Source organism: Beggiatoa alba B18LD (assembly GCF_000245015.1).
Lineage (GTDB): Bacteria > Pseudomonadota > Gammaproteobacteria > Beggiatoales > Beggiatoaceae > Beggiatoa > Beggiatoa alba.
This window is the reverse complement of the sequence record NZ_JH600070.1, coordinates 1,705,860-1,731,150: the sequence shown is the minus strand read 5'-3', so window position 1 is coordinate 1,731,150 and position 25,291 is coordinate 1,705,860. Positions and strand designations below refer to the sequence as shown.

The window sequence follows — 25,291 nt, the reverse complement described above, 5'->3', positions numbered from 1 at the left end:
TGTGTATTGTCAGAGCTGTTTTTATTTTAATTGGATACGGTATAAAACATGGGTGTCTTGTATCCCTTTGAGTTTAGCCGTTAATGATGTGATTTGTAAATCTGAGCATTGCGTCAACCAGTGTTCAACAGTGTCATACATCGTCGATGATAGAATTAAATCATTGCCTTCACTCACCCCTTGCACCCGTGCGGCAATATTAACAGTCGAGCCAAAATAATCCAGTTTTTCATTCAAATTCAGTGCAATACAAGCTCCCTTGTGTAATCCCAATTTGATAATTAATTGTTCTTCTGTGGGATGATTTTGATTGTAACTATTGAATCCACGCAGGATGTCGACACTGGCTTGTACAGCGGCTAATGGGTCTGTAAAGACCGCCATCACTGCATCGCCAATGGTTTTAACCACACCGCCTTGATAACGCGCGATAATCGTCGTCATGATGTCAAAATGCGCTTGTACTAATGCGAAAGCACTGGCATCTCCACGCTTTTCATACAATTCTGTTGAGCTTTTTAAGTCTGTAAATAATAAGCTGATATTAGAAATACCCAGTTGCACACCAGGGCGTAATACTTCTGAGCTGAATAAATCACGAAAGTCTTGTAAGGTTGTTACAAATGCGGCTGTAACGATACGCCCTTGATAGTCTAGTTTTTCTATTTTTAATACTTGCCAATCTGCTTGTGTATTAGATAGTTGTAGTTGCAAGATGGGCGCAAAACGTTGTGTATGTTGCAATGGGATTGTATCGCCTAATGTTAATGTCAGTGTGTCTATTGGCATGATGCCATCTTGTTCATCACTGACATAGCCACGAATTTCCCCTTGTGTGGTTGGGCTGGTAAAGCGATAAGTGCCTTCGTCTAAATGGAGGGTAACTTGACGTTGTTCTTGTGGGTCTAAAGTCAGTTGCGCCCAAATGTGAGGCGTTGAGGCGGGGCTACCTGCGCAATAACTGGCTGTGTCTAATGTTCGCCATTGTGGATTAGGTCTAAAAGTCACTTCAACATTATTTTCAAATTCAGCATCGTATTGAATATTGCAAGCCGTGCAATGGGCGGATGGTGAAAACTCGATCAGGCGTGATGTATGTGTTCCTGTTCCGCGACAACTGGGGCAAAGAATATCCCAGCTCATTTCTAAAAAACCTTGTTTTGTCGCCAGTAAACAGAAACGTAGAACTTCAATACGCGGTAATTGGTAGTAATCAGCAACTTCAAAAGGGCGAAGCAGAAAGACTTTTTTATCTGGTGCGGTGTAAATATATTCGGCTAATTTGGTTGGTACTTGACTGTTTGGCAAGAGTTTTTTCCACGCTTGCTGTAATTGCTGAATTTTCTCTGTTTTATTGTTGGTATCTTGGAAAAAGACATCGACATCTAAAGTCGGATAGTGGGAGGAATGCTGGTCTATTTCTTTATAAACAATAGCAACCTTATCCAGTTCTTGCTGTACTGCTTTTTTTAAAGGAAACGGGTATCTACCCAGATAATAATAGCGACAGGTGAGGATACATCCCCCTGTCGTTTGATTTGTTAATTGCCATTCGCCACGAAAATAGCGGAGGATGCCTTGTGAGTAAACACGCTCTACAGAAAACCAATTGGGGGGTAGCCATTGGTAGGGGATTTCTTGATAAGCTTCTTTTAACCATCCATCATCTGATTGTGCATAAATTAAAGTGCCCCCTTGTGCTTTAGGAACAAAGGTATATTTGAGCGGGGATAGTCCAACTTTTTTATCGATGATGTCGGTATTAATCACATAACGCCATAAATATTCTGCGTCATGCTGTAAATGAATTTGTATTTCCGCATAGCGGGTTTTTTGACGGAGACGTTTTACTTCATCGAGCGTGACAACATGCATAATAATTGAGTCGGTTAGAAAACTAGAGAGTTTAAGCAAAGCAGATATTATGCCTAAGCAGTCAAGAGGACATACGGTGATAATCTGCTAATCATGGACAAAATAATTTAACTTGTGAATCTTTTAAATCCTGCTAATCCTGATTTAGACAAAGGGTTAAGATGAACAACTAAAACCCGACTTGTTTAGCATTACCATCAATTTTATGTAACGTTTAGTTTTTTGGTTTTACATAAGGCAAAACTAAACTGGCTAATTCATCTAATTGAAACTCTTTAACCATCTCGCGTACATATTGTACAAAGGGATGTAATACCTCGTCTTGCTCCATCTCGTTTAATTTTTCAAACAAGGCGTTTAGGTCTCCCATCATTGCCAAATTGTATAAACTGTCTGCTAGTTCGGCGGAGATAGGAATCGGCGCATTAATATCAAATATTGTCGCAATATCCTGTTTTTCCGCAACTTGTGCACTGATGGCATATTGCCACGTCAGGTTTAATTGCGTTTGTAATACGGCAAACAACTCTTGTTCTTTAATTGGTTGTGCTAAGAATGCATTACAGCCTGCTTGTTTCATCATTTGTTGATGATATTCAAAAACATGTGCAGATACAGCAACAATTGGCATTGTCACAAAATCAGGTAATTTCCGTAATTGTTGTACTATTTCTAGCCCTTCTGCTTCAGTTTTACCTAAACTGGTAAAAATTAAATCGGGTTTAATCGCTAAACTCTGTTGTATTGCCTCTGCATCATGCGTCGCTTCAAACACTTCAAAGCCTAAAGGGGTTAATAGCTTGTATAATATTTCTCGATTTAATGGCTGTGTATCAATGATTAATAAGCGTTGTCTTTGCCCCTCATAACCAAGAATTTTTGCGGGTGTTTTTTTAACTGTGACAGTGCTAATACAAGGTAAATCAAGGCTAAACCAGAAAACACTGCCTTTTCCTAAACAACTGCTGACATGTAGTTGACTGCCTAGCATTTCTATTAAGCGTTTAGTAATGGTTAAGCCTAAACCTGTTCCTTGCGCTTTAAATCGTTGTTCGCCACTTTGATGGAAAGGTTTGAAAATATGTTCGATTTCCTCTTGTGCAATGCCAATGCCTGTATCTTCTATACTAAAGCGCAAATGTTGCTGTTCATCATAGCCGATTTTTAAAACGACTTTGCCTTGCTCTGTAAACTTCACGGCATTACTGAGTAAATTTAGTAATATCTGACGCAAATGTTTTTCATCTGCTTTCACCCCTTTGGGTAAATCAGTGAGTGCTTGATATTCAAACATGACATTTTTTTGTCGTGCCCGCACGGTGAATAAACCAACAATACTGGAAATAAATTCTCTAAAATCAAACTCAACAGTTAATACTTCAACTTTATTCGCTTCTACCTTGGCAAGGTCTAAAACATCATTGATTAGAGTCAGTAAATAATCACCACTGCGTAAAATCGTCGTTAATCCACCGTGTTGTTCTAAGGTTAGCGTATCATCACGCAATAAAATCTGTGCATATCCCAAAATGCCATTTAAAGGGGTACGCAATTCATGGCTCATATTGGCTAAAAAGGTGCTTTTCGCGTAATTTGCAAATTCAGCCGCATTTTTTGCCTGTTGTAATTCCTCTTGTTGCTGTTTTAAATGACTAATATCGTGCAAAATGCCTGCAAATTTTTGCTGATTGCCAATTTCAAACTCGCCAACACTGATAATAAGTGGAACAGGTACGCCATCTTTCCGCTTACCAACTACTTCCCGTCGTGTTCCAATAATATGACGCTCGCGCGTTTCACAATAACGTTGGAGATAACCATCATGTTTTTCTGCATATTCAGCCAACATAATCATCTTAATGTTATGGTTTATTAGCTCATCCATCGAATAACCAAACATTTTTTCAGCAGCGGGGTTACAGGATTCAATAATTCCTTGATTATTAATGACAATAATTGCTTCGCCAGCACTTTCAAAAATCGCCCGTAACTGTTGTTCACGACCTAACAATGCTTCATTTGCTTTATGTAAACATTGTTCAGCGCGTAACCGTTCCGTAATATCTTCTGCTGTTCCTAAAACCCCAATTACTTTATTATCAATATCATGTAAAGGGATTTTATTGGTTTCTATCCAGCGTATAGAGCCATCTTCAACCATCACTGTTTCGATAAAGCGCAATTTAGCTTGATTGCTTTCCATGACTTCTTGGTCAAGTCGTCGATAATAGGCGGCATCTGCTGCCCATGGCATTTCATAATCTGTTTTACCAACTAAATCACTGGGTTGACAATTTGCGAGTTGTGAAACGACTTGATTACAGCCTAAAAAGCGTAAATCTCGGTCTTTCCAGAAAACCATTTGCGGAATGCTATTAATGACACAACGCAAAATTTCTTCCTGCTTGCGTAAAGAAGCTTCATTTTGTAATTGTTGGCTAATATTGCGAACAATAGCGACTAAATGCCCTGTCTGATTAGGTTCATGAATATATTGCAGAATGATTTCTACAGGGATGAATGCCCCTGTTTTATGCTGAATTTGCCCTTGCTGAGAAAATACCCGTAACTCACCTGTTAATAAGGGCGCGATAGTTTGGCGCAGGGTGTCAATTTGTTGATCGGTGGCTAAACATCGAGGAAATTTTTGTGTGAGTTCTGTTTCAGAAAAACCAAATTCATTGATAACACTTTGATTGAAATATAAAAGTGTTAGCGTGTTAGGGTCAAAAATGAACATGCTATCAATGGTTAAATCTAAAATAGTTTTAAACTGTTTTAGTGTTGTATTGGCTTTATCAGCATGTGCTTTACTTTGCCGTAAAGAAATAAATAAATGTTGGGCGTTAACCAATGACCATGCTAATAAAAATAAAAGGCAACTGACGATAATTCCACCCATCAATAAAATGATGGGCATATCACTGCCAAAGAGTTCATTAAAGGAGGGACGGCTTGAATATTCGAACAGCCACGTTTGTCCATATAATGACAGTTGGCGTTGCGCTGTGTGACTTGCATTATTATCAATCTCTGCCGTTGCTTGATATATGAACGTAGTAGCTTGATTTGCATCCACTTGATACATTTTAAAAGTGATTTGGTTGCTATGCTCGTCCAAAATGTCCGACATTAAATCATTCAGTTGAAACGCCCCAAATAACATACCGACTAAAGCGGAATGTCTTTCATTCACGGTTCTAATAGGGAAACCATGATGATAAATGGGAAAATAGATGAGGAAATCAGGGCTACCTAATACCTTGGTATCAGCTTTATATTTTCCTATTATCACTTCACCAGAATCACGCGCCTTAATAATTGCCTCATCCTGTTCTGCAATATCGAAAAGGTCATAACCTAAACTGTTAGCAAAAGTGGACGCTGGTTTTATATAAATAATGGGTAAATATTCGTTACGTATGACATCAGGATGGATTGTATATTCATCGTATAGTGAAGCACGTATTTGTTTAATATGGTTTTCTTTTTGTAAGCCAAATACATAATCGGCATAGCCTAATGCTTCTAAGCCACCGTGATTCGTTTTAAGGGTTAAATAGTTTAAGTAATTGTGCCATTCACGAAAGGAGACATTATCAGAAGAGGCAAATAAGCCTGCCACACCAGACAGTACAGTTTTGTAACGCATCATCCTCTCAAAAATTGAGTGTTCAACCCTTTCTATTTGAAAATAAAATTGTGCATCTAAGTTTTTTTGAACGTTATAAGTCGCTATCTGCCAAATAATCAGGGTAAACACTAATGATAGTGTTGGTAGTAGCCAAAGAAATAAAAGTTTATTGAATGGTGAGGAAAGTAATGATTTCACGAAAAACACTCAAAACATCGTTTAAAAAATTAGAAGGTTGATAATGACTCATTACTTTAAGAATTCACATTGTTAGCTTATCCTAAAGTAATGTTGTTTTATGCAAAGTTAATACACAATACTTTTACCTTTAAAAAACCATAGAAAACATAAAGACGCAGTAAACTGCGCCTTTATATTTTAAAATTACTGACTGAATCAGTGTATAACGCTTATTTACTTCCAGCCTTGCAACTGAAACCAACCCGCACGGCTTAACACATCACGGGAATAGTCTTTCCCTGTTGTGTTTGCATCCATATCTAAACCTGCGGTGATAGCATTTAATGTTGCTGTTGCACCAGCATTGTAAGCAGCAATCGTTGCACGTAATAAATCAGCTTCGCGTAAATTAAGTCTTTGTTGAAAAAAGCGTCTTGCATCGTCTAATACTTTGCAAGCATAGAGGATATTTTCACGCGGTGATTGCCAGTTACCTGTACGGGCAAATTCATGCCAATCATAATCAATCTGCATTAATCCGCGCCCATAACCACCACCATCAGGCGGTTCTGGTGTGGTTCTCTCGCCCCGTGGCGCACGACGGGCAAAATCGCCACGCCCTGCGGGGGTTGGCGGTGTTAATGCTAGTCCCCATTGCGATTCGCGCGAACCGATTCCCGCAATAATTGCAGGCGTTAAATAAGGGTAAAGGCGAACAGCTTCATTAATATATGTATTATATTTTTTTACTTCCGTTAGCTGGCGCATTAATGTGGCATTATTCGCGGCGTAGGTGGTGGGATATTTACCCGTTGTTGTTGTCGTTGTTGGGATTGCAGTCGGTTCAGCCGCCGCACGTGAATCAAATAATTTACGGAAAAAATTAAAAAATGGGGAACTTGGTTTATCCATAATGCAAATGTCCTCATAAGAGTCATAACGCTGAAAAACAGCTTTTAGGGAATAATGTTAGCGAATATTACAAGTCACCGTATTTTCTGCATAGCTCTGTGCCAAACTACCGTCCTTCCACATCCCTTCTTTGCGTGAACCATTGATGTATAACATCACGCCAACCCCATTAATTTTGCCGTTTTGGAAGCTACCACAATATCGGTCACCATCTGACCACGTGTAAAGCCCAGAACCTTGCAACTGCCCCGCAACAAATTGCCCTTTATACGTATCTTTACCAATCGCCGTACCAACCCCATGCGCCTTGCCGTCCTTACATTCCCCTGTATAACGTCCATTTAAATAAGGGTCAGCAACCCAGCATCCTGAGTGGGATATTGTTTGCGTGCAAGCAGCTAACCATAATAGCCCGCCAAATAGACAAATTTTTACGGTTAATTTCATCATAAAACTCCTGATTGTGTTTAACGATATTATTCTGTCTCAATAAGGTAACACAAATGCTTAAAGCGAAAAGTTGTTATAAAACCACAGGTGTGTGAATTTCTACACAATTACTATCTGCACAAGGGCTGTGTAGAATAAGCAGTTGCGTATAAGGATGTACTGCATTAAACAGCTATTATGTCATTGAATTAAATTTCAATTTTTATGACATGATTGCTAGGCGTGATTAATCAATGCGTGTTGAGCCGTCTATAAGACCTATGTCACTTCAATTCAATACATTGATTATAAAAAGGCATATTACTTGCTGAGTCTGCCATGACGTACATTTTATTGAAACTTTTTGCTTTTGGATGTTTACCCCATGAAACGTTCCTATTTTATTTCGCTATTTTTTTACAGCCTTCTTTCTCTATTCCTACTCACTGCAAACAGCTTAGTTGCAGCCGACCTCACCCAACAAAGACAACTCTTTTTAAATGCTTTACAAGCAGTTAAAGCACGCAATATGGCGAGTATTGAAGAATACTCAGCCCAGTTAGAAGGCTATCCTTTAAACTACTATTTACGTTACTATTTAATCAGTAACCGTTTAAAAAGCGCGAGTTCAGAAGAAGTCCTCGAATTTGTTGATAGTTATGGTGACAGTTTCAATGGTAATAAAGTTCGACAAGAATGGTTACAACGCGCCATCACGCAAAACAATTGGGCAGGCTATTTATATGCCTACCAGCCACAAAAAGACGTTGCCCTTCAATGCTATTACTTATACGCACGTTTAATGACAGGCACACCCGCCAGTCAACTCTTCGAAGAAACAAAATCCCTTTATTTAGTCAAAAAAGAACAGCCCAGTGCTTGCGAACCCCTATTTGCTGCTGTGCTATATAACAGCCGTGACATGCAAAACAATGCGTTGTTATGGCAACGTATTCGCCTTGTGATGCAAGCGGGCAAAGTCACTGTTGCTAATCAACTGGCAAATCGCTTAAACGACGCGGATAAACAATGGTTACGCCTATGGCAAGCCATGCACAGCAACCCCAGTGCAATGCTATCCAGCTTTAACCAACCCGATGTCAACCTCGCCCGCGATATTATCATGCATGGCATCTCCCGCCTTGCTGATAAAGCCGAAACATTTAACCAAGCCTTACAATATTGGGAAGATTTCCAACAACGCTATGCATTCTCCGTTGAACAATTAGGCGAAATGCAACGCAATATTGCACTAGCCAGCGCAAAACAAGACCGTGCAGATGCCTTGCAATGGCTAACAGCGGTTAATAAAAACTATTTAACAAAAGAAATTACTGAAACCCGTCTCAAAATCGCCTTACAACGACAAGAATGGATTGCTATTGCTGATTTTATTACAGAATTACCCAGCGATGAACGCGACAGCCTGCAATGGCAATACTGGCTAGCCCGTGCCTTAGAACAAACACATGGCAAAACCAATGAAGGACAAACCGCCACAAGCATTTATCAAAAACTGGCAAAAGAACGCGATTATTACGGCTTTTTAGCCGCTGACCGTTTAGGCGTAGCCTATGATGTCACCCATCACCCAACACAATTTAACGCCAATGATGAACGCCGTTTAATGAAACGAGTTGGTTTTCAAGCCGCTTACGAATTTTACCAACTAGGAATGATTCTCGAAGCACGGCGCGAATGGCAATACATCACCGATAATATGGAAGCACGAGACCAAGCCATTGCCGCCGCCTTAGCCAGTCGCTGGAAATGGTACGACCGCGCAATCTTCACCGCTGCAAAAGCCAACTCCTACGACGACTTAGAAGTACGTTTCCCCTTAGCCTACTATCAAGAATTAGTCACAGGGGCAAGAAATCAAGAGGTTGACCTCTCATGGGTATATGGCATTACCCGTCAAGAAAGTGCCTTTTTACACGAAGCCCGTTCTGGAGCAGGCGCGTTAGGACTCATGCAACTCATGCCTGCAACAGGTCGCCATGTTGCCCGTCAAATTGGTATCCCCGTGAAAAGCAACGCCGATATTCTCTATATAGATAACAATATCGCCTTAGGCACGGCTTATTTAAAAGAAATGTTGGACTATTTCAACGGTAACTACATGCTTGCAACCGCTGCCTATAACGCAGGGCCTGGACGTGCTAAACGGTGGGCGCAAAATAATGGATGTTTACCCGCAGATTTATGGGTTGAGCTAATCCCTATTGATGAAACTCGTACCTATGTCCGCCGTGTCCTATTCTATACCAGCGTTTTTGATGCACGCCTTAATCAACAAGTGCGCCCATTACGCATCGCATTAAACCCTGAACACTGCCTTGTCAACTCAGCCGAGTTGGAAAAAAATACAAAGGCTTCTGGTTCTTAAATAAAACAGAGACCTGCTAGGTTTTCAAAACCTAGCAGGTCTTTTTTTGTCTGAATCAGGATTCACAGGGTTATATAGTAATCGTACCATAAAGTGATTTAAATTTAGGACTGGCAGTCCTCCGCATCGCTTTATAGTGCGTTTACTATATGTTTATTTTTAACTTATGTAAGGATAACGCATGGGATATTCTATTTGTTTAGGAGTTTCTGAAAAGGACTTTGATGACCTTCTTGAATTAGAAGAAACAATGTATGACTATATTTTTGTGCGTCATGAATCTTTAATAAAAAAAGATTCACTTCTGTATCGTATGTCTGATTTCTATGGGGATGCTGTTATTTTGTATAGTGAGTTAGAAGCACTTGTTATAGAACTTGATGAACTTATTCTCTGTAGCTCGGATGAGAAATTAAGTATTTTATTGGGATTAATAAAAAATATTTGTCTTCTTGGTATATTTCAAGGAGAAAATATGTATGGTTTTGGTGAATAGCAAGCATAGGTTAACCTGAGTTCGGCGAGTTTCTTTTAAAAAGACAACAAGTTGTCTGAATCAGGATTCACAGGATTTAAAACCCTCAAACCAAAAAATAACGCTTTTAAATCCTGTCAATTCCGATTCAGACAAAGGTCTTAATCAAGCCCGATATTGTCGTAAGTACCAATATTCAAATGCGCGTTTAGCCCAATGAAATAAACGTGTATTTGGCAATAAATACACATCTTTTTCATTCCGATACACTAATGCACCTTTTTCTAAACTATCCACAATACACACTAATTCCGTTTTAAATGTCTTACTGGGTATTCCACCTGTTATCAAAGATAAAATGTTTTTAACTGCCGTAACTGCCTGCAATTCCGCCATATGCGCCTGTTTTGGCAACCAATCAGGCGAGTTTAAATAACTACCACTATCACCAACGACAAAAATATTTTCAAACTCAGGTACTTGACAATTTGCATCTGCTTTAATAAATCCCCCTTCAGACAAAGGCAAACCGCTTGCCTCAGCCCATGCAGGTCCTGTTAAACCAGATAAAAACATCGTTAAATCGCTGGCAATTTCTCCACCTTCTGTCAATACCTTGTCCGCTGTAAATCCCTGTATTTTATGCCCTAACTGTGTTTCAATTCCACGCTTTTGCATTTCTGCTAACAAATAACCAACCGCTTTACCGCCTAAACGCTGCCCAGGTGTTGTCGATGGATTAAAAAACACCAATTTAAACTTATCGCGCCGTCCTTGCCGACGTAACAACGTATCCACCCCAAATAAAAACTCAAATACAGGCCCCCCCCGCACCGCTGAAGGCTCTTTCGGATTAGCAGAAAATCCAAAGGCAAGCGTGCCTTGCGTCAAACTGTTCAACTTATCACTATAGGCTTTAATTTCAGCATACTGACTGCAAGGCAAATAAACATGCTCAATCCCTGCTAACTTCTTAATAAATCGCCCACCTGAAGCAATGATTAAATAATCAAATGCCACTGTGCCCTTATCTGTTTGCACAATATGCGCGACGGGGTCTAACCCTGTCACCGTACCCGCCTGATAAGTCACCGCATAACGCTTAAAAAACGACTCCAACGGAAACGTTAAATCCGCCTCTTGACGCAAGCCCGACGGTACCCAAATCAAGCTGGGATAAAAAAAGAACGTCGGTTTCGGTGCAATCAACGTAATTGCATCCTTATAACCCTGTTGACGCAACGCTTTAACTGCCCGTAACGCCCCAAAACTAGCACCCAAAATCACGATAGAAGACATAACATTGCTCTCTGCTGACGACTATATTAGCCAATGCTAATATTATAACGAGACAAAAACCTAAAGGGCGAAAAAACTTGCCCTAATGCCTCATTTATACAATTGGTGACACATTCAACGCTTGCACCGCTTCGATAAAGACCTGCCCGCGATGCTCATAATTTCTAAACATATCCAAACTCGCACACGCAGGCGACAATAACACCGCATCCCCCGCCTCTGCCAAATCAGCACACAACTTCACCGCAGCCTCCAACGAATGCGCATGAGACACAGGCACAACCCCCCGCAATGCCGTTTCAATTAACGGCGCGTCCCGCCCAATCAATACACACGTCTTTAAATGCGCCTCGGCAACCTCTGCCAACGGACTAAAATCCGCGCCTTTCCCATCACCACCCGCGATTAAAATAATTTTCTTCGGTCTCTCTAAACCCTGAATTGCCGCGATAGACGCGCCGATATTCGTCCCTTTAGAATCGTTAAACCAATCCACCTGATTCACTGTTGCCACCAACTCACAACGATGATGCAAACCCTTAAACGTTTTTAAGGTCAAAATCATCGCCTCCAGTGGCAAACCAATCACCTCACCCAATGCCAACGCCGCCAATGCATTTGCCCGCATAATCGCACTTTTTAACGCCAAATCCGCCACAGGCATCAACGGCATTACCTCATCTGCTCGCACACGCACTAAATACGGTTCACCCTCATACGTCATTACCCGAAAATCACCCTTATCTGCCTGCAAACTAAAAGAAATAACGGGCTTATCTATCGGTGACATCGCCATAACCATCGGGTCATCTGCATTACACACACACACCGCAGATTGCTGATAAATTCGCTGTTTCGCCGACGCATACGCTTGCATATCTGCATAACGGTCTAAATGGTCAGCACTGATATTTAACACAACGGACGCTTTTGCCTGCAAGGAATAGGTTGTTTCCAACTGAAAACTAGACAACTCCAACACATACAACTGCGTATTCTGGCTTAACAAATCTAAAGCAGGTTGTCCCAAATTTCCCCCAACCTGCGTGACTAAGCCCGCCTGTTTTGCCATATCGCCCAACATTGTTGTGACGGTACTTTTACCATTAGACCCCGTAATAGCCACAATCGTTGCCTGAGCATAGCGAGCAAACAGCTCAACATCCCCAATGACAGGCACTTTAGCCTGATGCGCCAATTGCAACGCCTCATCCCGCAACGACAAACCAGGGCTAATCACAATTTCTTGCGCACGGGCTAAAATTTCCGCATCAAAAACCCCTGTTAAATAAGTAAATTGCGGATAATTCTGCTGTAAATTTGCTAAATAAGGCGGATTTGGACGATTATCCATAACATACAACGATGAAACGCCCTGTTTAGCCAAAAACTGGACACAAGACGCACCCGTTTTGCCCATGCCCATAATGACCGTATATCCCGCGTGTTCAGCAATAGTTTGAATTGACGTTGACATGAGTTTTTTAAATAAAACTAGCAAGTAGAATGATATTCTGAAAAAAATGGTTGTAATTGTTTTTATTATGGTAAAAGCCTTTTAAGATTATAAACTGTCGTTCACGTTCATGGACAACATGCGCTTATTCTATCAAAATGATAACCCCTCGCCGTGCTAACTTATGACAGAGGAACAGTATTTTTTTATTGCTAGAAAATACTTATTAAAAAGATTAAATTCAGTTTATTAAAAATAGCTTTTTCTCTTTTAATAAATTATCGATGACTTACCATGTATCACAATGTAAAAATTGAAAACTTCCGTACTTTTTCTTGTTTTGATATTAAAGAATTGGGACAAGTTAATTTATTTGTTGGGCGGAATAATGCAGGCAAAACCGCTATTTTAGAAGCGTTAGAAATATTAATGTCTAATCATTGGCGCGTTTTATTAAAATCTTCGGACAGACGCAATGAATATATTGAAACATTAGGCATTCCTTATATTGATATTAGTCATTTATTTACAGGACATTATCTTGATGTAAACTCATGGTTTCAAATCTCAGGTATAGCGAGAAACGAACAACAAAAACAATTTATAAAACTCAACCTCATTGATAACTCTGATGAGCTTGAAAAACGATTAACCGTTCAAATAGAAAGCTCGTATTTAGAAAAAAGCTTATCGATGTCGTTAGAAAAGTTTATGTATGATGATAGACATATTGATATTAAAAATTTTAGTAAATCGCCACTTTTTTTAAGCACTTCAGGCGCAAATGATGAACAACTACAACGTTTATGGGATTCCATTGTTGCAACCCCTGCTGAAGAAAAAGTCTATGAAGCCTTACTAAGTGTTTTACCAACACTTGAACGGATTGTATTTACAAGTTCAAATCGCGGTAATGTCTTTATTAAACTAAAAAATACAGAAAGATTACCGCTAGGCAGTATGGGGGAAGGCGTTCGCCGATTATTAGGATTAGCCATCTATATAGTTAAATCAGAAGGAAAATATTTATTAATTGATGAAATTGATACGGGTTTACATTACAGCGTGATAGAAGACTTATGGCGTTTTATCGTACAAACAGCAAAACAATTTAATGTACAAGTCTTTGCAACAACACACAGTAGCGATTGTGTACGTGCCTTAGCATGGTTACAAGCTGACCAACCAGAATTAGCAAAAGAAGTTGTTTTATACCGTGTAGAACCAAATGCAACGCAAGCCATTCGCTACTCCAGTGAAGAATTAGAAATTGCAGCACGTCATCATATTGAGGTGCGCGGATGAGCACAGGTAAACGCCTAATTGTTGAAGGGATTGATGACCAATATACCGTTATCAATTTACTGGCTCGTCATGGGGTTGATTGGAATAACAAAAAAACACGGGTAGAAATCGACAATGCAAAAGGCTGGACAGAAGCATTAACTGCTTTACCCACTACGATTAAATCATATGAACGCATAGGCATTATTTTAGATGCAGATTTAAGTGTAGAAAATCGCTGGCAAAGTGTTTGCGACCGTATCAACGCCGTGATGAACGATTTAGGGCTATCAGTCTCTTTACCAACTGAACCAGACAAGGCAGGAACAATTATCCCATTAAATAACAAATGTGTAGGTATTTGGTTAATGCCGAATAATCAGACAATTGGTAAATTAGAAGATTTTCTATCTTATTTGATACCTGAACAAGATTATTGTTGGGAATATGCACAACAAGCAACAGCAGAAGCACGCAAAAAAGGCGCAATGTTTTCTGAACTAGATAAGATAAAAGCCTGCGTACATACATGGTTAGCATGGCAAAAAGAATCAGGTTTACCTTTTGGCACGGCAATTAAAGCTCGCTATTTTTCCCATGACACACCAGAAGCTTTAACATTTGTGAATTGGTTCAACAGATTATTTTTTAAGGATTATTTATGAAATTAACTTACCCCGTTTCTACTATTGATGATATGTATCATGCGTGTGACCCTGATACCCCTTTAGCATCTGCAAAAGATTCACGGTATCAAGATTTATCGCGGGTTCGGGGACAACGTAAAAGTTGGATTAGTAATATTGCAAAGAATATCGAGCGTAATCAGAATGTAGATAAATATTTCAGCATGTTATTTTCTGGACATCGCGGGAGTGGCAAAACAACAGAGTTACATCAGCTAAAGGCAGAGCTAGAAGCGCAAAAGTTTTTTGTTGTGTACATTGATATTGAAGACATTTTAGAAATGAATGATATTGAATATCAAGATGTTCTATTAGCAATTGCAGAAAGCTTGTACACGAAGTTAGAAGAAAAAGGTTGGGAATTAGATAAAGCATTATTAGAAAATTTACATACTTGGTTTGCTAAAAAAATTATTGAAACCGATAGAAAAATAGAGTTAAGCGCAGAATTAACAACAGAAGCCAGTGCAGGCATTAAATCCCTTTTTGGAGGGTTGATGGCTAAACTTAAAAATGATTTGAAAAATAGTAGTACTCGACGTGAATTTATTCGAAAAGAAATTGGAAACGATTTAACGGTTTTCAAAGCTCATCTAAATAATTTAATTACGGCAACACGTCAACGCATTCAAAAACAAGGCTATAAAAGTCTGGTTATTATCGTTGATGGTTTGGAAAAAATGTTGTTTGCACAAAAACAAGAATATTCTAATCATTATGAATTGTTTATGTTACATGCAGAACAGTTAAAATGGGTTAATAGCCATATTATCTACACTGTACCCATTACACTTGCCTCACAAACTAACTTAAAAAATGAATTTTCTGACATGTTGGTGATGCCGATGGTAAAAGTGGAAAATTCAGACGGTAAGGAAACTCTACGCGATTTAATTAAAAAACGGGTGAATATTGAGACCCTTTTTGAAGATACAAAATATGTTGATGAACTGATTAAGTTAAGCGGTGGTGCAATTCGTGATTTAATGATTTTATTGCGTAGTGTGACAGAAACGGATGCGGAAAAAGTAACGCACGAAGATATCGAATATGCCAAAAGTGCGTTGATTAAGTTTTACAGTCGCCAATTAATTACCTTAACCGATGATGATAAATTAGTTTTACAAGCGGTTTATTATAAAAAACCGAATAAAAGCATGGAAAGTTATGCCCGTTTAACCAACAACCGCGTTATCTTAGAATATGAAAATGGCGAATTGTGGCAAGCACTACATCCTGCCGTTTTAGAGTTAGACTCGATTAAAGCCCTTTTAAGCGTGACACCATCAACGTAAACATGACCAATTCCGCAGTGCTTCCCCGTCTTTTGCGTGCCCTTCGTCGTTGTGACCAAGGGCATTTTTATTTGTTTTTTATTCGGTGTAATTCTACGGCTTATCGTCAGATACTGATTGATGAAATTAAAACTAAATTTAACCAGCCGATTGCAGAAATTAGCATTAAAACATTACAGCAAGAATATGATTTAAATAATATTTTATTGGATGAAGCATTACAGCAAGTTTTAGAAAATTATCCTCCTGATATTCCTATCTTTATTTACGATTTAGAAGTGTTACTCCCAAATCCTGATAAACCCCAAGATGTTACAGAAACAACGGCATTTAAAACGTTACAACAATTAAATTGGCGACGGAGTGCATACCAACGCTTAAATCGAGGTGTTTTTTTCTGGCTACCTGAATACGCCTTGCAATTATTAGCAACAACCGCCCTAGATTTTTTCGACTGGCGTAGTGCTATTTATGAATTTGATATTCCTGAAACTGAAAAAAATGCCTATTTACAAGAAGAATTAAAAGCCTTTAGAGAGAGTGCAGTTCACGCGGCAGAGCGTATGAGCACAGCAGAAAAACAACGCTGGCTAAAAGTATTATTCAGTTTACGAGATGAATCCACGCCTAACAGTGCCGAGTTAGCCAGAATTTTAGATGATATTGGACGGGTTTATCATTCATTGGGTAATTTAGAACTTGCGCTAACCAACTATCAACAGTCCTTAGCGATTCAACAAGAAATCGGCGATAAAAGTGGCGAAGGCACGACGCTCAACAATATGGCAACTATCGCCCATGCCCGAGGCGACTACGAAACCGCCCTGCGCTACTTGCAACAGTCCTTAGCGATTCAACAAGAAATCGGCGATAAAAGTGGCGAAGGCACGACGCTCAACAATATGGCAACTATCGCCCATGCCCGAGGCGACTACGAAACCGCCCTGCGCTACTTGCAACAGTCCTTAGCGATTTTCAAAGAATTGGGAGATAAAAAAAGCGAAGGCACGACGCTCAACAATATTTCTCAAATATTTCAAGCCCGAGGCGACTACGAAACCGCCCTGCGCTACTTGCAACAGTCCTTAGCGATTCAACAAGAAATCGGCGATAAACGTGGCGAAGGCTCGACGCTCAACAATATTTCTCTTATCTATTCAGCCCGAGGCGACTACGAAACCGCCCTGCGCTACTTGCAACAGTCCTTAGCGATTCAACAAGAAATCGGCGATAAAAGTGGCGAAGGCGCGACGCTCAACAATATGGCAACAACGGCTTATGCCCGAGGCGACTACGAAACCGCCCTGCGCTACTTGCAACAGTCCTTAGCGATTCAACAAGAAATCGGCGATGTGGCGGGCTTGTGTGCGACGTTGTTTAATATGGGACGTATTCATTTACAAAATGAGGAAGTGCAGGAAGGAATCACAAAATTTGTAGAAGCGTATCGAATTGCTCATAAGATTGGTTATGCACAAGTCTTGCAGGCGTTGGAGGAGTTGGCGAAGGATTGGGGACAGGATGGCTTAAATTATTGGGCGCGGTTAAGTCAGCAAATATCTGAACCATAATTTACACAATTTTCTTAATTAACCCTAACCCGAGTACGGCGAGATTCTTTTAAAAAGACAACAGCTTATCTGAATCAGAATTTTCAGAATTAACAGAATTTAAAACCCCTTAAACCAAGAAATTAATGCGAATTATGCTAATTCTGAAAATTCTGTGAATTCTGATTCAGACAAAAAAAGACCTGCTAGATTTTCAAAACTTAGCAGGTCTCTGTTTTATAAATATCGCCGAACTCAGGTTATAAAAGATTATCGCCGTTTTTTTGGTTTTTCTTCTTCCTCTTCTTCTTCTTCGTCCTCGTCTTCCTCATATTCTTCGTCGTCGTCTTCTGATTCGTCTTCTTCATCGCCTTCAATTTGCCAACGGCTGATTAAATCGTTGAGAAATTCTTCTTCCTCTTCTGATAAATCATCGACATCAATCATGGCTTCGATGTCTTGGACTATTCGCGCGAGTAGTTCGCCTGATAGGTATTCGCCTAATAAATCAATCGATTCGTCTAGTAATTCGCCGTCTTCATCTTTGTTGAGTTGTTTTTGTGCGTTTCGTAATAAACGCTCAGTTTTCATTGCTACGCCGAGCAGTTCTAAGAAACCATCCATATAGGTGGTGATTTCTGCCATTTCTTCATCGCTGATGTCGTCGTCTGCACCTGCGGCATACATGATTATCATCGCAAGACGCAATTCTAGTGGGGAGTCTCCCATGGCTTCTAGCATGTCTTGATAGTCTTCGTCGCTCATGTCGGCGAATTCGGTTTCCCAGTCGCCTAAGACGGATTCGTCATCGTCTGACCATGAGGATTCATCAATATCAAAGTTGTCTAGTTGTTTGATAACCCAGCAATCACCGCTGTTAAGTTGGGGGTTAATCAGGTAGCGGTAGGGTATATAGCAGTAGCCGTTGTCGCCCCAGTCACTGCCCCATGAGTTGCGGACGATAAATACTTGGTCGTTGTCGGAGTAGCCAACGCAGAGCATTGCGTGTCCGCCGTGTGAGGCGCGGGCGGTTTCTTGCGGGGAGGGCATGGGGACTAAGCCTTTTTTCTTGTGGGAGTCAAAGGATTTGAAGAGGGAAATGCCGAAAATAATCGGGTTGCCTTCAGCAAGGGCGGATTTCCATGCGGTGAGGTCGACGGGTAGTAGTTCGGTACTTTCTACGAGGAAGTTAGCGGCTTCGTCGTAGGCATCGCCGTCGGGTTCGGTTGTGACGGATTTAACGTCGAATTCCCATGTTTCTTCGGAGCAAGCCCCGTATTCGCTTAAGCCTTTGATGGCATCGGCGATGAATGAGCCTTTATCTTCGTTTTCCCAACTGCGGTAGTAGCGGGCGTTGTAGTAGATAAATAGGCGGCTGACGTTGTAGGAGTCTTCGCCAAGGTGGCGTTTTGCGAGGTATTCGTAAGCCCCTGCGACGGCGTTAGCAACGCAACTGCTGGTATTTTTTTGGTCTTCGACTTCGGTCATGTAGGGGCGTAGGTCAACTTTGGCGGGGAGTTTTTTGTTGCCTAAGCGGGAGGTGAAGGCTTTGGCTTGTGCGCTGGGTTTTTCGTAGTGGTAGCCTGATATGGGGAGTTCTGTTCCATCAGGACGGGTAATTTTTAAGCTGGGCATGGTGATGACTTTTTGAGGGCTGAGAGGGGAATCATAGGGGTAATGATGCGAGAACTCGCACGCTAGTTATTTTAGCGTACAAGTAGGCGGGTGGATAAAATTTATAAAGGTGTGTTATCTGTTTTCAGTTGGTGAGTTTGTCCGTTCTTGTTGTTGCAGTTGCCACAGGTGGGCATACGCGCCTTGTTGGGTGAGTAGTTGTGTATGTGTGCCACGTTCGACAATGTGTCCTTGTTCCATCACGAGAATTTCATCAGCATCAATGATGGTGGAGAGGCGATGTGCAATCACGAGTGTTGTGTGTTGGTGGGCAAGTTCGTTGAGGGCGTTTTGTATGGCTTGTTCTGATTTGGAGTCTAGTGAGGCGGTTGCTTCGTCAAAAATGAGGATGTGTGGGCGTTTGAGGATAGCGCGGGCAATGGCAATGCGTTGTTTTTCTCCGCCTGAGAGTTTTAAACCGCGTTCGCCGACTAGGGTTTGGTAGCCTTGGGGGAGTTGTTGGATAAAGTCGTGCACATTGGCAATTTTGGCGGCGGTGTGTATGGCGGTTTCGTCGGCGTTGGGGTCGGCGTAGGCGATGTTGTAGTAAATCGTGTCGTTAAATAAGACGGTGTCTTGTGGCACGATGCCCATGATTGTACGGAGACTTGCCGTTGTGAGGGTGCGGATGTCTTGCCCGTTAATGTGAATACTGCCTTGTGTTACGTCGTAAAAGCGAAATAGTAGGCGGGCAAGGGTGGATTTTCCTGCACCACTCGCACCGACAACGGCGACTTTGTGCCCTTGGGGGATGTTGAAATTGATGTTGTGCAAAATGGGGCGGTCGGGTTGGTAGTGAAAGTGGACGTTTTTAAATTGTACTTGGGCTTGTGTGAGTTGTAAGGGTTTTGCGTCGGGCGCGTCTTGAATTTCGGGCGTTTGTTCTAGGAGACGAAAGAGCATGTCCATGTCAACCAGTGCGTATTTAATGGCGCGGTAGAGTATGCCGAGAAAATTTAAAGGGATGAAAAGTTGTAGTAGGAAGGTGTTCACAAGGACGAGGTCGCCTAAGCTCATGTGTCCTGTAACAACGCTTTGGCTGGCATAGAAGAGAATGAGGGTACTGCCTACGGCGATAATGGCGGATTGTCCAAAGTTGAGGACGGACATGGAGGTTTGACTTTTGACGGCTGCCTCTTCCCAAGCGTGTAAGGTGTTGCTGTAGCGTTGTACTTCAAAGGCTTCATTGCCGAAGTATTTAACGGTTTCATAATTAACAAGGCTATCAATGGCTTGATAATTTGCTTCAGATTCTTTGGCGTTCATGGTATGGCGAAATTCCATGCGCCATTCGGTAATGGCAAGGGTAAAAGCGATGTAAATTGCTACAGTTACAAAGGTGATAAGGGTAAATTTAATGTCGTATTGGCTGAGTAGGATTAAGGCAATCAGTAAAAACTCTGCAAGGGTTGGAATAATATTAAAAACGAGGTAGTTCAGAATACTGCTGACACTTCGCGTCCCGCGTTCTAAGTCGCGCGAAATTGCGCCCGTTTGTCGGTCTAGGTGAAAGCGTAGGGAGAGTTTATGCAGGTGGTGCAGGGTTTTACAGGATACTTGGCGCATGGTGTGGTAACGCACACGGGCAAATAGGCTATCGCGTAATTCGTTAAAAAACGCGCTGGCAAGGCGAAGTAAGCCGTATATGCACAGCAGGAGGACAGGCAAAATTAAAATGTTTTGTTGCGATTTATCGAGGCTGTCGACAATGTCTTTTAATAATAAGGGTGCGCCGACATTGGCAAGTTTGGCAAAAACAAGCGTTAGTAGTGCGAAGACAACGCGCCCGCGATAGTCCCATAAGTAGGGCAGCATATCTCGTAAGTTTTGGTGGTCGCGTTGTGTGCTGTGAGGGTGTTGAGTACGGAGGTAGGAGGAAACTTGCATAGCTCTTGCTTATAGTTGTTAAGTTGATAGGCATGTTGTTTTCATGCAAGGTTAACAGTAATTTTTTGTAGTGTGATACTGATAAAAAATCTAAAAAATATAAATTTTTTCAATAAACTATCACTAAGTAATGGTATAATTAACAGTATGCAATCGCGGTTAAAATTGATTGCAGACTTGTTGTTTTTCAACAAAGCTTGTTGACCTACAACAGGCAATTGTTGATATGTTAAATGTATCGTTCGCTTTCCCTCAAAAAATCCCCATAAAAACCTATAAAACAATAAGTTAAAACATAATTAATTACGCATTTGTTGGCATAATCTGTGCCATTGAGAATGTGAATAAGGATTATGACCGAACGATAAATTCAGTAAAGCTGTTTATTTCTGTTCAGGAGATAGTTATGAAAATGCAACAAGGGTTTAGCATTATTGAGTTAATGGTAGTCATTGCTATCATTGGTGTACTCGCATCGATTGCTTATCCAATTTACACTGATTACACAACCCGCGCGAAAGTATCTGATGCTATTCAACTGATGGCTGGATTAAAAACTCCACTGGTAGAATATCAATTGACATGGGGAATTTGGCCTCCTCTATCAAGCTTACCAGGCACTAAAAATAGTGGGGTTTATACAAGTTATGTAGAGACAGGGACAATTGACGATAATCTTTACTATATTCAAGCAACCATGCGAACTTCAGCAGGGCCAAATCTAGCAGGAAAACAGGTGCGAAACGTTTATAACTATGAACGCCGTTTATGGGATTGTACGACTGATGGTATTCCTGCAGGTCAAGAAATTAATTCCGTTTATTTACCCAGTAATTGTCGCTAATTCCCTTTATTACTCCGTTTTTTGATGGCTCTCATTCCCATGCAAGCACTACATGGGAATTTTTTTTGTTTAATTAATCTGTGAATCCTGATTCAGACAATTTAACAGAATCTCGCCGAACTCAGGTTAATTAGCCCGAGTTTGGCGGGATTTTTTTAAAAAGACAAGAGATTGTCTGAATCAGAATTTTCAGAATTAACAGAATTTAAACCCCTTAAACCAAGAAATTAACGCGAATCACGTTTTTTAATTCTGCTAATTCTGATTCAGACAAAAAAAGACCTGCTAGGTTTTTAAAACCTAGCAGGTCTCTGTTTTATTTTATAAATCTTGCCAAACTCAGGTTAATTAACCATAGCGTTTTGCAAACGCTTGCATAAAGTCAATTAAGGCTTTTACCCCAGATTCTGGCATTGCATTGTAAATACTGGCACGTAATCCGCCAACTGTGCGATGACCCGCTAAGGTTAATAACCCCGCTTGTGCTGCCTCTGCTAAAAAAGTCTTTTCTAAATTCGCATCCGCTAAAGTAAAAGGCACATTCATCCATGAACGATAGCGCAGTTCTATTGCGTTATTGTAAAAATCAGAGTCATCAATGGCTTTATATAAAGCAGTTGCTTTGCGTTGATTGGTTTCTGCAATGGCAGTAAGTCCGCCTTGCTTTTTCAACCATTTAAAGACTAAACCCGCTAAATACCAAGTGTAAGTTGGTGGCGTGTTGTACATGGATTTTTCATCTGCCATGACTTTGTAATTAAACATGGTTGGAGTGAAGGATAAGGGATTGCCTAATAAATCTTCGCGTACAATCACAACACTTAAACCCGCAGGCCCGATATTTTTTTGCGCACCCGCATAAATCGCCGCAAACTGATTGACATCAATTGGACGCGATAGAATCGTAGAAGACATATCGCTAATTAAGGGGACATCGCCAACTTGGGGCGGGGTGTGTAGCTCTAAGCCGTTAATGGTTTCATTTGCAATGTAATGCACATAAGCCGCATTCGGGTTTAACTGCCACGTACTGGGGTCTGCGATACTGGTAAATTTATTCGCGGTAGAATCTGTCACCACATTCACAGAACAATAGCGTTGTGCTTCGGCAATGGCTTTTTGTGACCAAATCCCAGTATTACAGTAATCTGCCTGCGTTTTACCACGTAATAAATTCAGTGGAATCATTGCAAATTGACTAGACGCGCCCCCCTGTAAAAACATCACTCGATAATTGGCAGGAATATTTAATAATTCGCGTAAATCACTTTCTGCTTCTTCAGCGATTTGCGTAAACTCCTTGCCTCTATGGCTCATTTCCATTACTGACATGCCTGTACCGCGCCAGTCTAATAATTCCGCTTGCGCTTGTTCTAATACTTCTGTCGGCATAACTGCAGGGCCTGCACTAAAATTATAAGGGCGTAACGTCATGAAACTTTTATCCTAAAAAAACAAATTATGAAGAGAACCTATTGAAAAATAACTCAGCTAGGCTATATCAATGCTCATACAAAAACATCTTATCTTATTGATTTGTATGTGACGATATAAGGTAAGACTTTAACAATAAGGGCGTTATGTGAGTGAGGTTGTTATGAACAAATATTGGTTGTCCACATTATTTATGCTTTACGCTGTCCCTTCAAGCACGTTAGGCGCGTGTCCGAAAACTTTAGATTTTGACGTGCGTCCTTTAACTGAGAAGCAAACCGTAAATCTTTGTACTGCCTATCAAGGCAAAGTTGTCTTAATTGTTAATACCGCAAGTAAATGCGGATATACCCCTCAATATGAAGGGTTAGAAGCCTTATATCGCAAATATCGTGATCAAGGGTTAGTGATTTTAGGTTTTCCTTCTAACGATTTTGGTGGGCAAGAACCCGGTAGCGAAACAGAAATTCAAAGTTTCTGCCGTTTAACGTATGGGGTTGAATTTCCCATGTTTGAAAAAGTCAGCGCGAGTGAAAAAAATCCACACCCGCTTTATCAAATGCTGGCAAATTTGGCGGGGGAATATCCTCGCTGGAATTTTCATAAATATCTACTAGATAAAAATGGCACGCTGGTTGGTAGCTATCCTAGCCGTGTGAAACCTGATGATCCTCAATTTATCGATAGCATTGAAACGTTGTTAAAACAGTAGCTTTTAAGATAAAAACCGCGTTCGGCGAAATTGAATTAAGAATTAATCTGTTTTTGCTATTTTCTGTATCATTTCGCCGAATGTTGCTTAAAAATACTGTTTTAAATCCATGCCTGTGTATAAGCTGGCAACTTGCTCCGCATAGCCGTTAAACATTAAGGTATCACGTTTAAAAAAATCCCCAATTCGTCTTTCTCGCGCTTGACTCCAACGTGGATGAGACACGTTAGGATTGACGTTTGAATAAAAACCGTATTCATTCGCTGCTGTTTGTTCCCATGTGCCCATAGGCTGTTTTTCCACGAGGCGGATTTTAACAATAGATTTGATACTCTTAAAACCGTATTTCCATGGGACAACTAAGCGGATAGGCGCACCATTTTGATTGGGTAAAACCCGCCCATATAAACCGACGCTTAAAATTGTTAAGGGGTGCATGGCTTCGTCTAAGCGTAATCCTTCTTTATAAGGCCATGCTAACACACTACTTTTTTGCCCCTGCATTTCTTCAGGACGTAATAAAGTTTCAAATTCAACAAATTTAGCGTTGCCTGTTGGCTCTGCCCGTTTTAACAGCGCGTTCAGTGAAAACCCAATCCAAGGAATCACCATAGACCAGCCTTCAACACAGCGTAGGCGATAAATACGCTCTTCTAAAGGGAAAAGTTTTAAAATATCTTCTATATCCAATGTAATAGGCTTGGCAACTTCACCACTAATGTTGATAGACCAAGGACGTGTTGTGAGTGTATGTGCATTGCGGGCAGGGTCGTCTTTATCCATCCCAAACTCATAAAAATTATTGTAACTACTCACTGATTCAAAAGGGGTTAAATCCTCCTCTGTTGTACTTAGAGGGCTTTTTGACGCAATATTGAGTGCGGGCAAATCTTTTGCATCTTTTTCGGCATGAGCCGTATTAGGTAATATTAATGAGGAGGTTGCAAAACTCATCCCTATTCCTAAAGCGGTCTGCATAAATTGCCGACGACTTTTATAAAGGCGTTCATCAGTAATTTCATGAGACGGAATATCTTTTAATTGCTTAATAAGCATAAGCATTGCCTCTGTTGCTATATTGAAGATGATTTCCAGTGTTAATATGCAGCGCGTGTGATACTAAGCAAATAGGTAAAAAGACAGATAAAACGGTTTTTTTCTACAAAAGTCGCAATAAATTTGTTATACCATATTTTTTACGACGAGGTTTTTTATTAAATTGATATTAATTTTAATAGATTAAATTTGATATCTATCAATCAGTAAATCTTATTAT

General features: G+C 40.5%; 18 protein-coding genes. 8 read left to right on the top strand and 10 right to left on the bottom strand.

Annotated features, from left to right (window positions below; all coding sequences use genetic code 11):
• Window positions 1-21: 21 nt before the first annotated feature.
• The 4 genes from BEGALDRAFT_RS06950 to BEGALDRAFT_RS06935 all read right to left on the bottom strand — a co-directional run bounded on the left by BEGALDRAFT_RS06950 (window position 22) and on the right by BEGALDRAFT_RS06935 (window position 7,051).
• The gene (locus BEGALDRAFT_RS06950) at window positions 22-1,875 is read right to left on the bottom strand and encodes an adenylate/guanylate cyclase domain-containing protein (protein WP_002685124.1); all 1,854 of its coding nucleotides are present in this window, start codon (window positions 1,873-1,875) and stop codon (window positions 22-24) included.
• Window positions 1,876-2,089: 214 nt separating this feature from the next.
• Window positions 2,090-5,530 (bottom strand): PAS domain S-box protein, encoded by a 3,441-nt coding sequence (locus tag BEGALDRAFT_RS18060; protein WP_081484148.1) that lies wholly within the window; start codon window positions 5,528-5,530, stop codon window positions 2,090-2,092.
• 393 nt (window positions 5,531-5,923) lie between these two features.
• Window positions 5,924-6,601: a lysozyme family protein gene (locus tag BEGALDRAFT_RS06940; RefSeq protein WP_002685121.1), complete on the bottom strand. Its 678-nt coding sequence runs from the start codon at window positions 6,599-6,601 to the stop codon at window positions 5,924-5,926.
• 57 nt (window positions 6,602-6,658) lie between these two features.
• The gene (locus tag BEGALDRAFT_RS06935; protein WP_081484147.1) at window positions 6,659-7,051 is read right to left on the bottom strand and encodes an MORN repeat-containing protein; all 393 of its coding nucleotides are present in this window, start codon (window positions 7,049-7,051) and stop codon (window positions 6,659-6,661) included.
• Between the two features lie 364 nt (window positions 7,052-7,415).
• Between BEGALDRAFT_RS06935 and BEGALDRAFT_RS06930 the strand changes: the two genes are divergently transcribed.
• A complete protein-coding gene (locus BEGALDRAFT_RS06930; RefSeq protein WP_002685117.1) occupies window positions 7,416-9,419 on the top strand; it encodes a transglycosylase SLT domain-containing protein in 2,004 nt (667 codons plus the stop codon).
• A gap of 181 nt (window positions 9,420-9,600) precedes the next feature.
• Window positions 9,601-9,915 (top strand): hypothetical protein, encoded by a 315-nt coding sequence (locus tag BEGALDRAFT_RS06925; RefSeq protein ID WP_002685115.1) that lies wholly within the window; start codon window positions 9,601-9,603, stop codon window positions 9,913-9,915.
• Between the two features lie 144 nt (window positions 9,916-10,059).
• On the opposite strand, the gene BEGALDRAFT_RS06920 is transcribed toward BEGALDRAFT_RS06925, so the two are convergent.
• Both BEGALDRAFT_RS06920 and murD read right to left on the bottom strand, forming a co-directional pair.
• Entirely contained in the window at window positions 10,060-11,193 is a 1,134-nt protein-coding gene (locus tag BEGALDRAFT_RS06920; RefSeq protein WP_002685114.1) for an NAD(P)/FAD-dependent oxidoreductase, read from the bottom strand.
• A gap of 94 nt (window positions 11,194-11,287) precedes the next feature.
• Window positions 11,288-12,670 (bottom strand): UDP-N-acetylmuramoyl-L-alanine--D-glutamate ligase, encoded by a 1,383-nt coding sequence (murD, locus tag BEGALDRAFT_RS06915; protein ID WP_002685113.1) that lies wholly within the window; start codon window positions 12,668-12,670, stop codon window positions 11,288-11,290.
• A 273-nt stretch (window positions 12,671-12,943) separates the two neighbouring features.
• Between murD and BEGALDRAFT_RS06910 the strand changes: the two genes are divergently transcribed.
• From BEGALDRAFT_RS06910 to BEGALDRAFT_RS18055, 4 genes are read left to right on the top strand one after another with little or no spacing between them, the layout of a single operon-like run.
• Window positions 12,944-13,954, top strand: a complete 1,011-nt coding sequence (locus BEGALDRAFT_RS06910; RefSeq protein ID WP_002685112.1) for an AAA family ATPase — start codon at window positions 12,944-12,946, stop codon at window positions 13,952-13,954.
• A complete protein-coding gene (locus tag BEGALDRAFT_RS06905; protein ID WP_002685106.1) occupies window positions 13,951-14,598 on the top strand; it encodes a DUF3226 domain-containing protein in 648 nt (215 codons plus the stop codon). Before BEGALDRAFT_RS06910 ends, BEGALDRAFT_RS06905 begins: the two co-directional genes overlap by 4 nt.
• The gene (locus BEGALDRAFT_RS06900) at window positions 14,595-15,914 is read left to right on the top strand and encodes an ATP-binding protein (protein WP_002685099.1); all 1,320 of its coding nucleotides are present in this window, start codon (window positions 14,595-14,597) and stop codon (window positions 15,912-15,914) included. Before BEGALDRAFT_RS06905 ends, BEGALDRAFT_RS06900 begins: the two co-directional genes overlap by 4 nt.
• Before the next feature lie 2 nt (window positions 15,915-15,916).
• The gene (locus BEGALDRAFT_RS18055; RefSeq protein WP_002685097.1) at window positions 15,917-17,485 is read left to right on the top strand and encodes a tetratricopeptide repeat protein; all 1,569 of its coding nucleotides are present in this window, start codon (window positions 15,917-15,919) and stop codon (window positions 17,483-17,485) included.
• Window positions 17,486-17,734: 249 nt separating this feature from the next.
• Here BEGALDRAFT_RS18055 and BEGALDRAFT_RS06890 read toward each other — a convergent pair whose 3' ends face one another.
• Window positions 17,735-19,099, bottom strand: coding sequence for a C1 family peptidase (locus BEGALDRAFT_RS06890; protein WP_002685096.1), 1,365 nt, complete (start codon window positions 19,097-19,099; stop codon window positions 17,735-17,737).
• Between the two features lie 114 nt (window positions 19,100-19,213).
• A complete protein-coding gene (locus tag BEGALDRAFT_RS06885; protein ID WP_002685095.1) occupies window positions 19,214-21,025 on the bottom strand; it encodes an ABCB family ABC transporter ATP-binding protein/permease in 1,812 nt (603 codons plus the stop codon).
• Between the two features lie 406 nt (window positions 21,026-21,431).
• On the opposite strand from BEGALDRAFT_RS06885, the gene BEGALDRAFT_RS06880 reads away from it, so the two are divergent.
• Window positions 21,432-21,869: a pilin gene (locus BEGALDRAFT_RS06880; protein WP_002685094.1), complete on the top strand. Its 438-nt coding sequence runs from the start codon at window positions 21,432-21,434 to the stop codon at window positions 21,867-21,869.
• Between the two features lie 348 nt (window positions 21,870-22,217).
• On the opposite strand, the gene serC is transcribed toward BEGALDRAFT_RS06880, so the two are convergent.
• On the bottom strand, window positions 22,218-23,303 hold the full coding sequence (gene serC, locus BEGALDRAFT_RS06875; protein WP_002685093.1) for a 3-phosphoserine/phosphohydroxythreonine transaminase: 1,086 nt from the start codon (window positions 23,301-23,303) through the stop codon (window positions 22,218-22,220).
• 163 nt (window positions 23,304-23,466) lie between these two features.
• On the opposite strand from serC, the gene BEGALDRAFT_RS06870 reads away from it, so the two are divergent.
• Complete coding sequence (locus BEGALDRAFT_RS06870) at window positions 23,467-24,015, top strand: glutathione peroxidase (protein ID WP_002685092.1); 549 nt, start codon at window positions 23,467-23,469, stop codon at window positions 24,013-24,015.
• Between the two features lie 87 nt (window positions 24,016-24,102).
• On the opposite strand, the gene msrP is transcribed toward BEGALDRAFT_RS06870, so the two are convergent.
• Window positions 24,103-25,071 carry a protein-methionine-sulfoxide reductase catalytic subunit MsrP gene (msrP, locus tag BEGALDRAFT_RS06865; protein WP_002685091.1) on the bottom strand — a complete coding sequence of 323 codons (969 nt, stop codon included), beginning with the start codon at window positions 25,069-25,071 and terminating at the stop codon, window positions 24,103-24,105.
• Window positions 25,072-25,291: the final 220 nt, after the last annotated feature.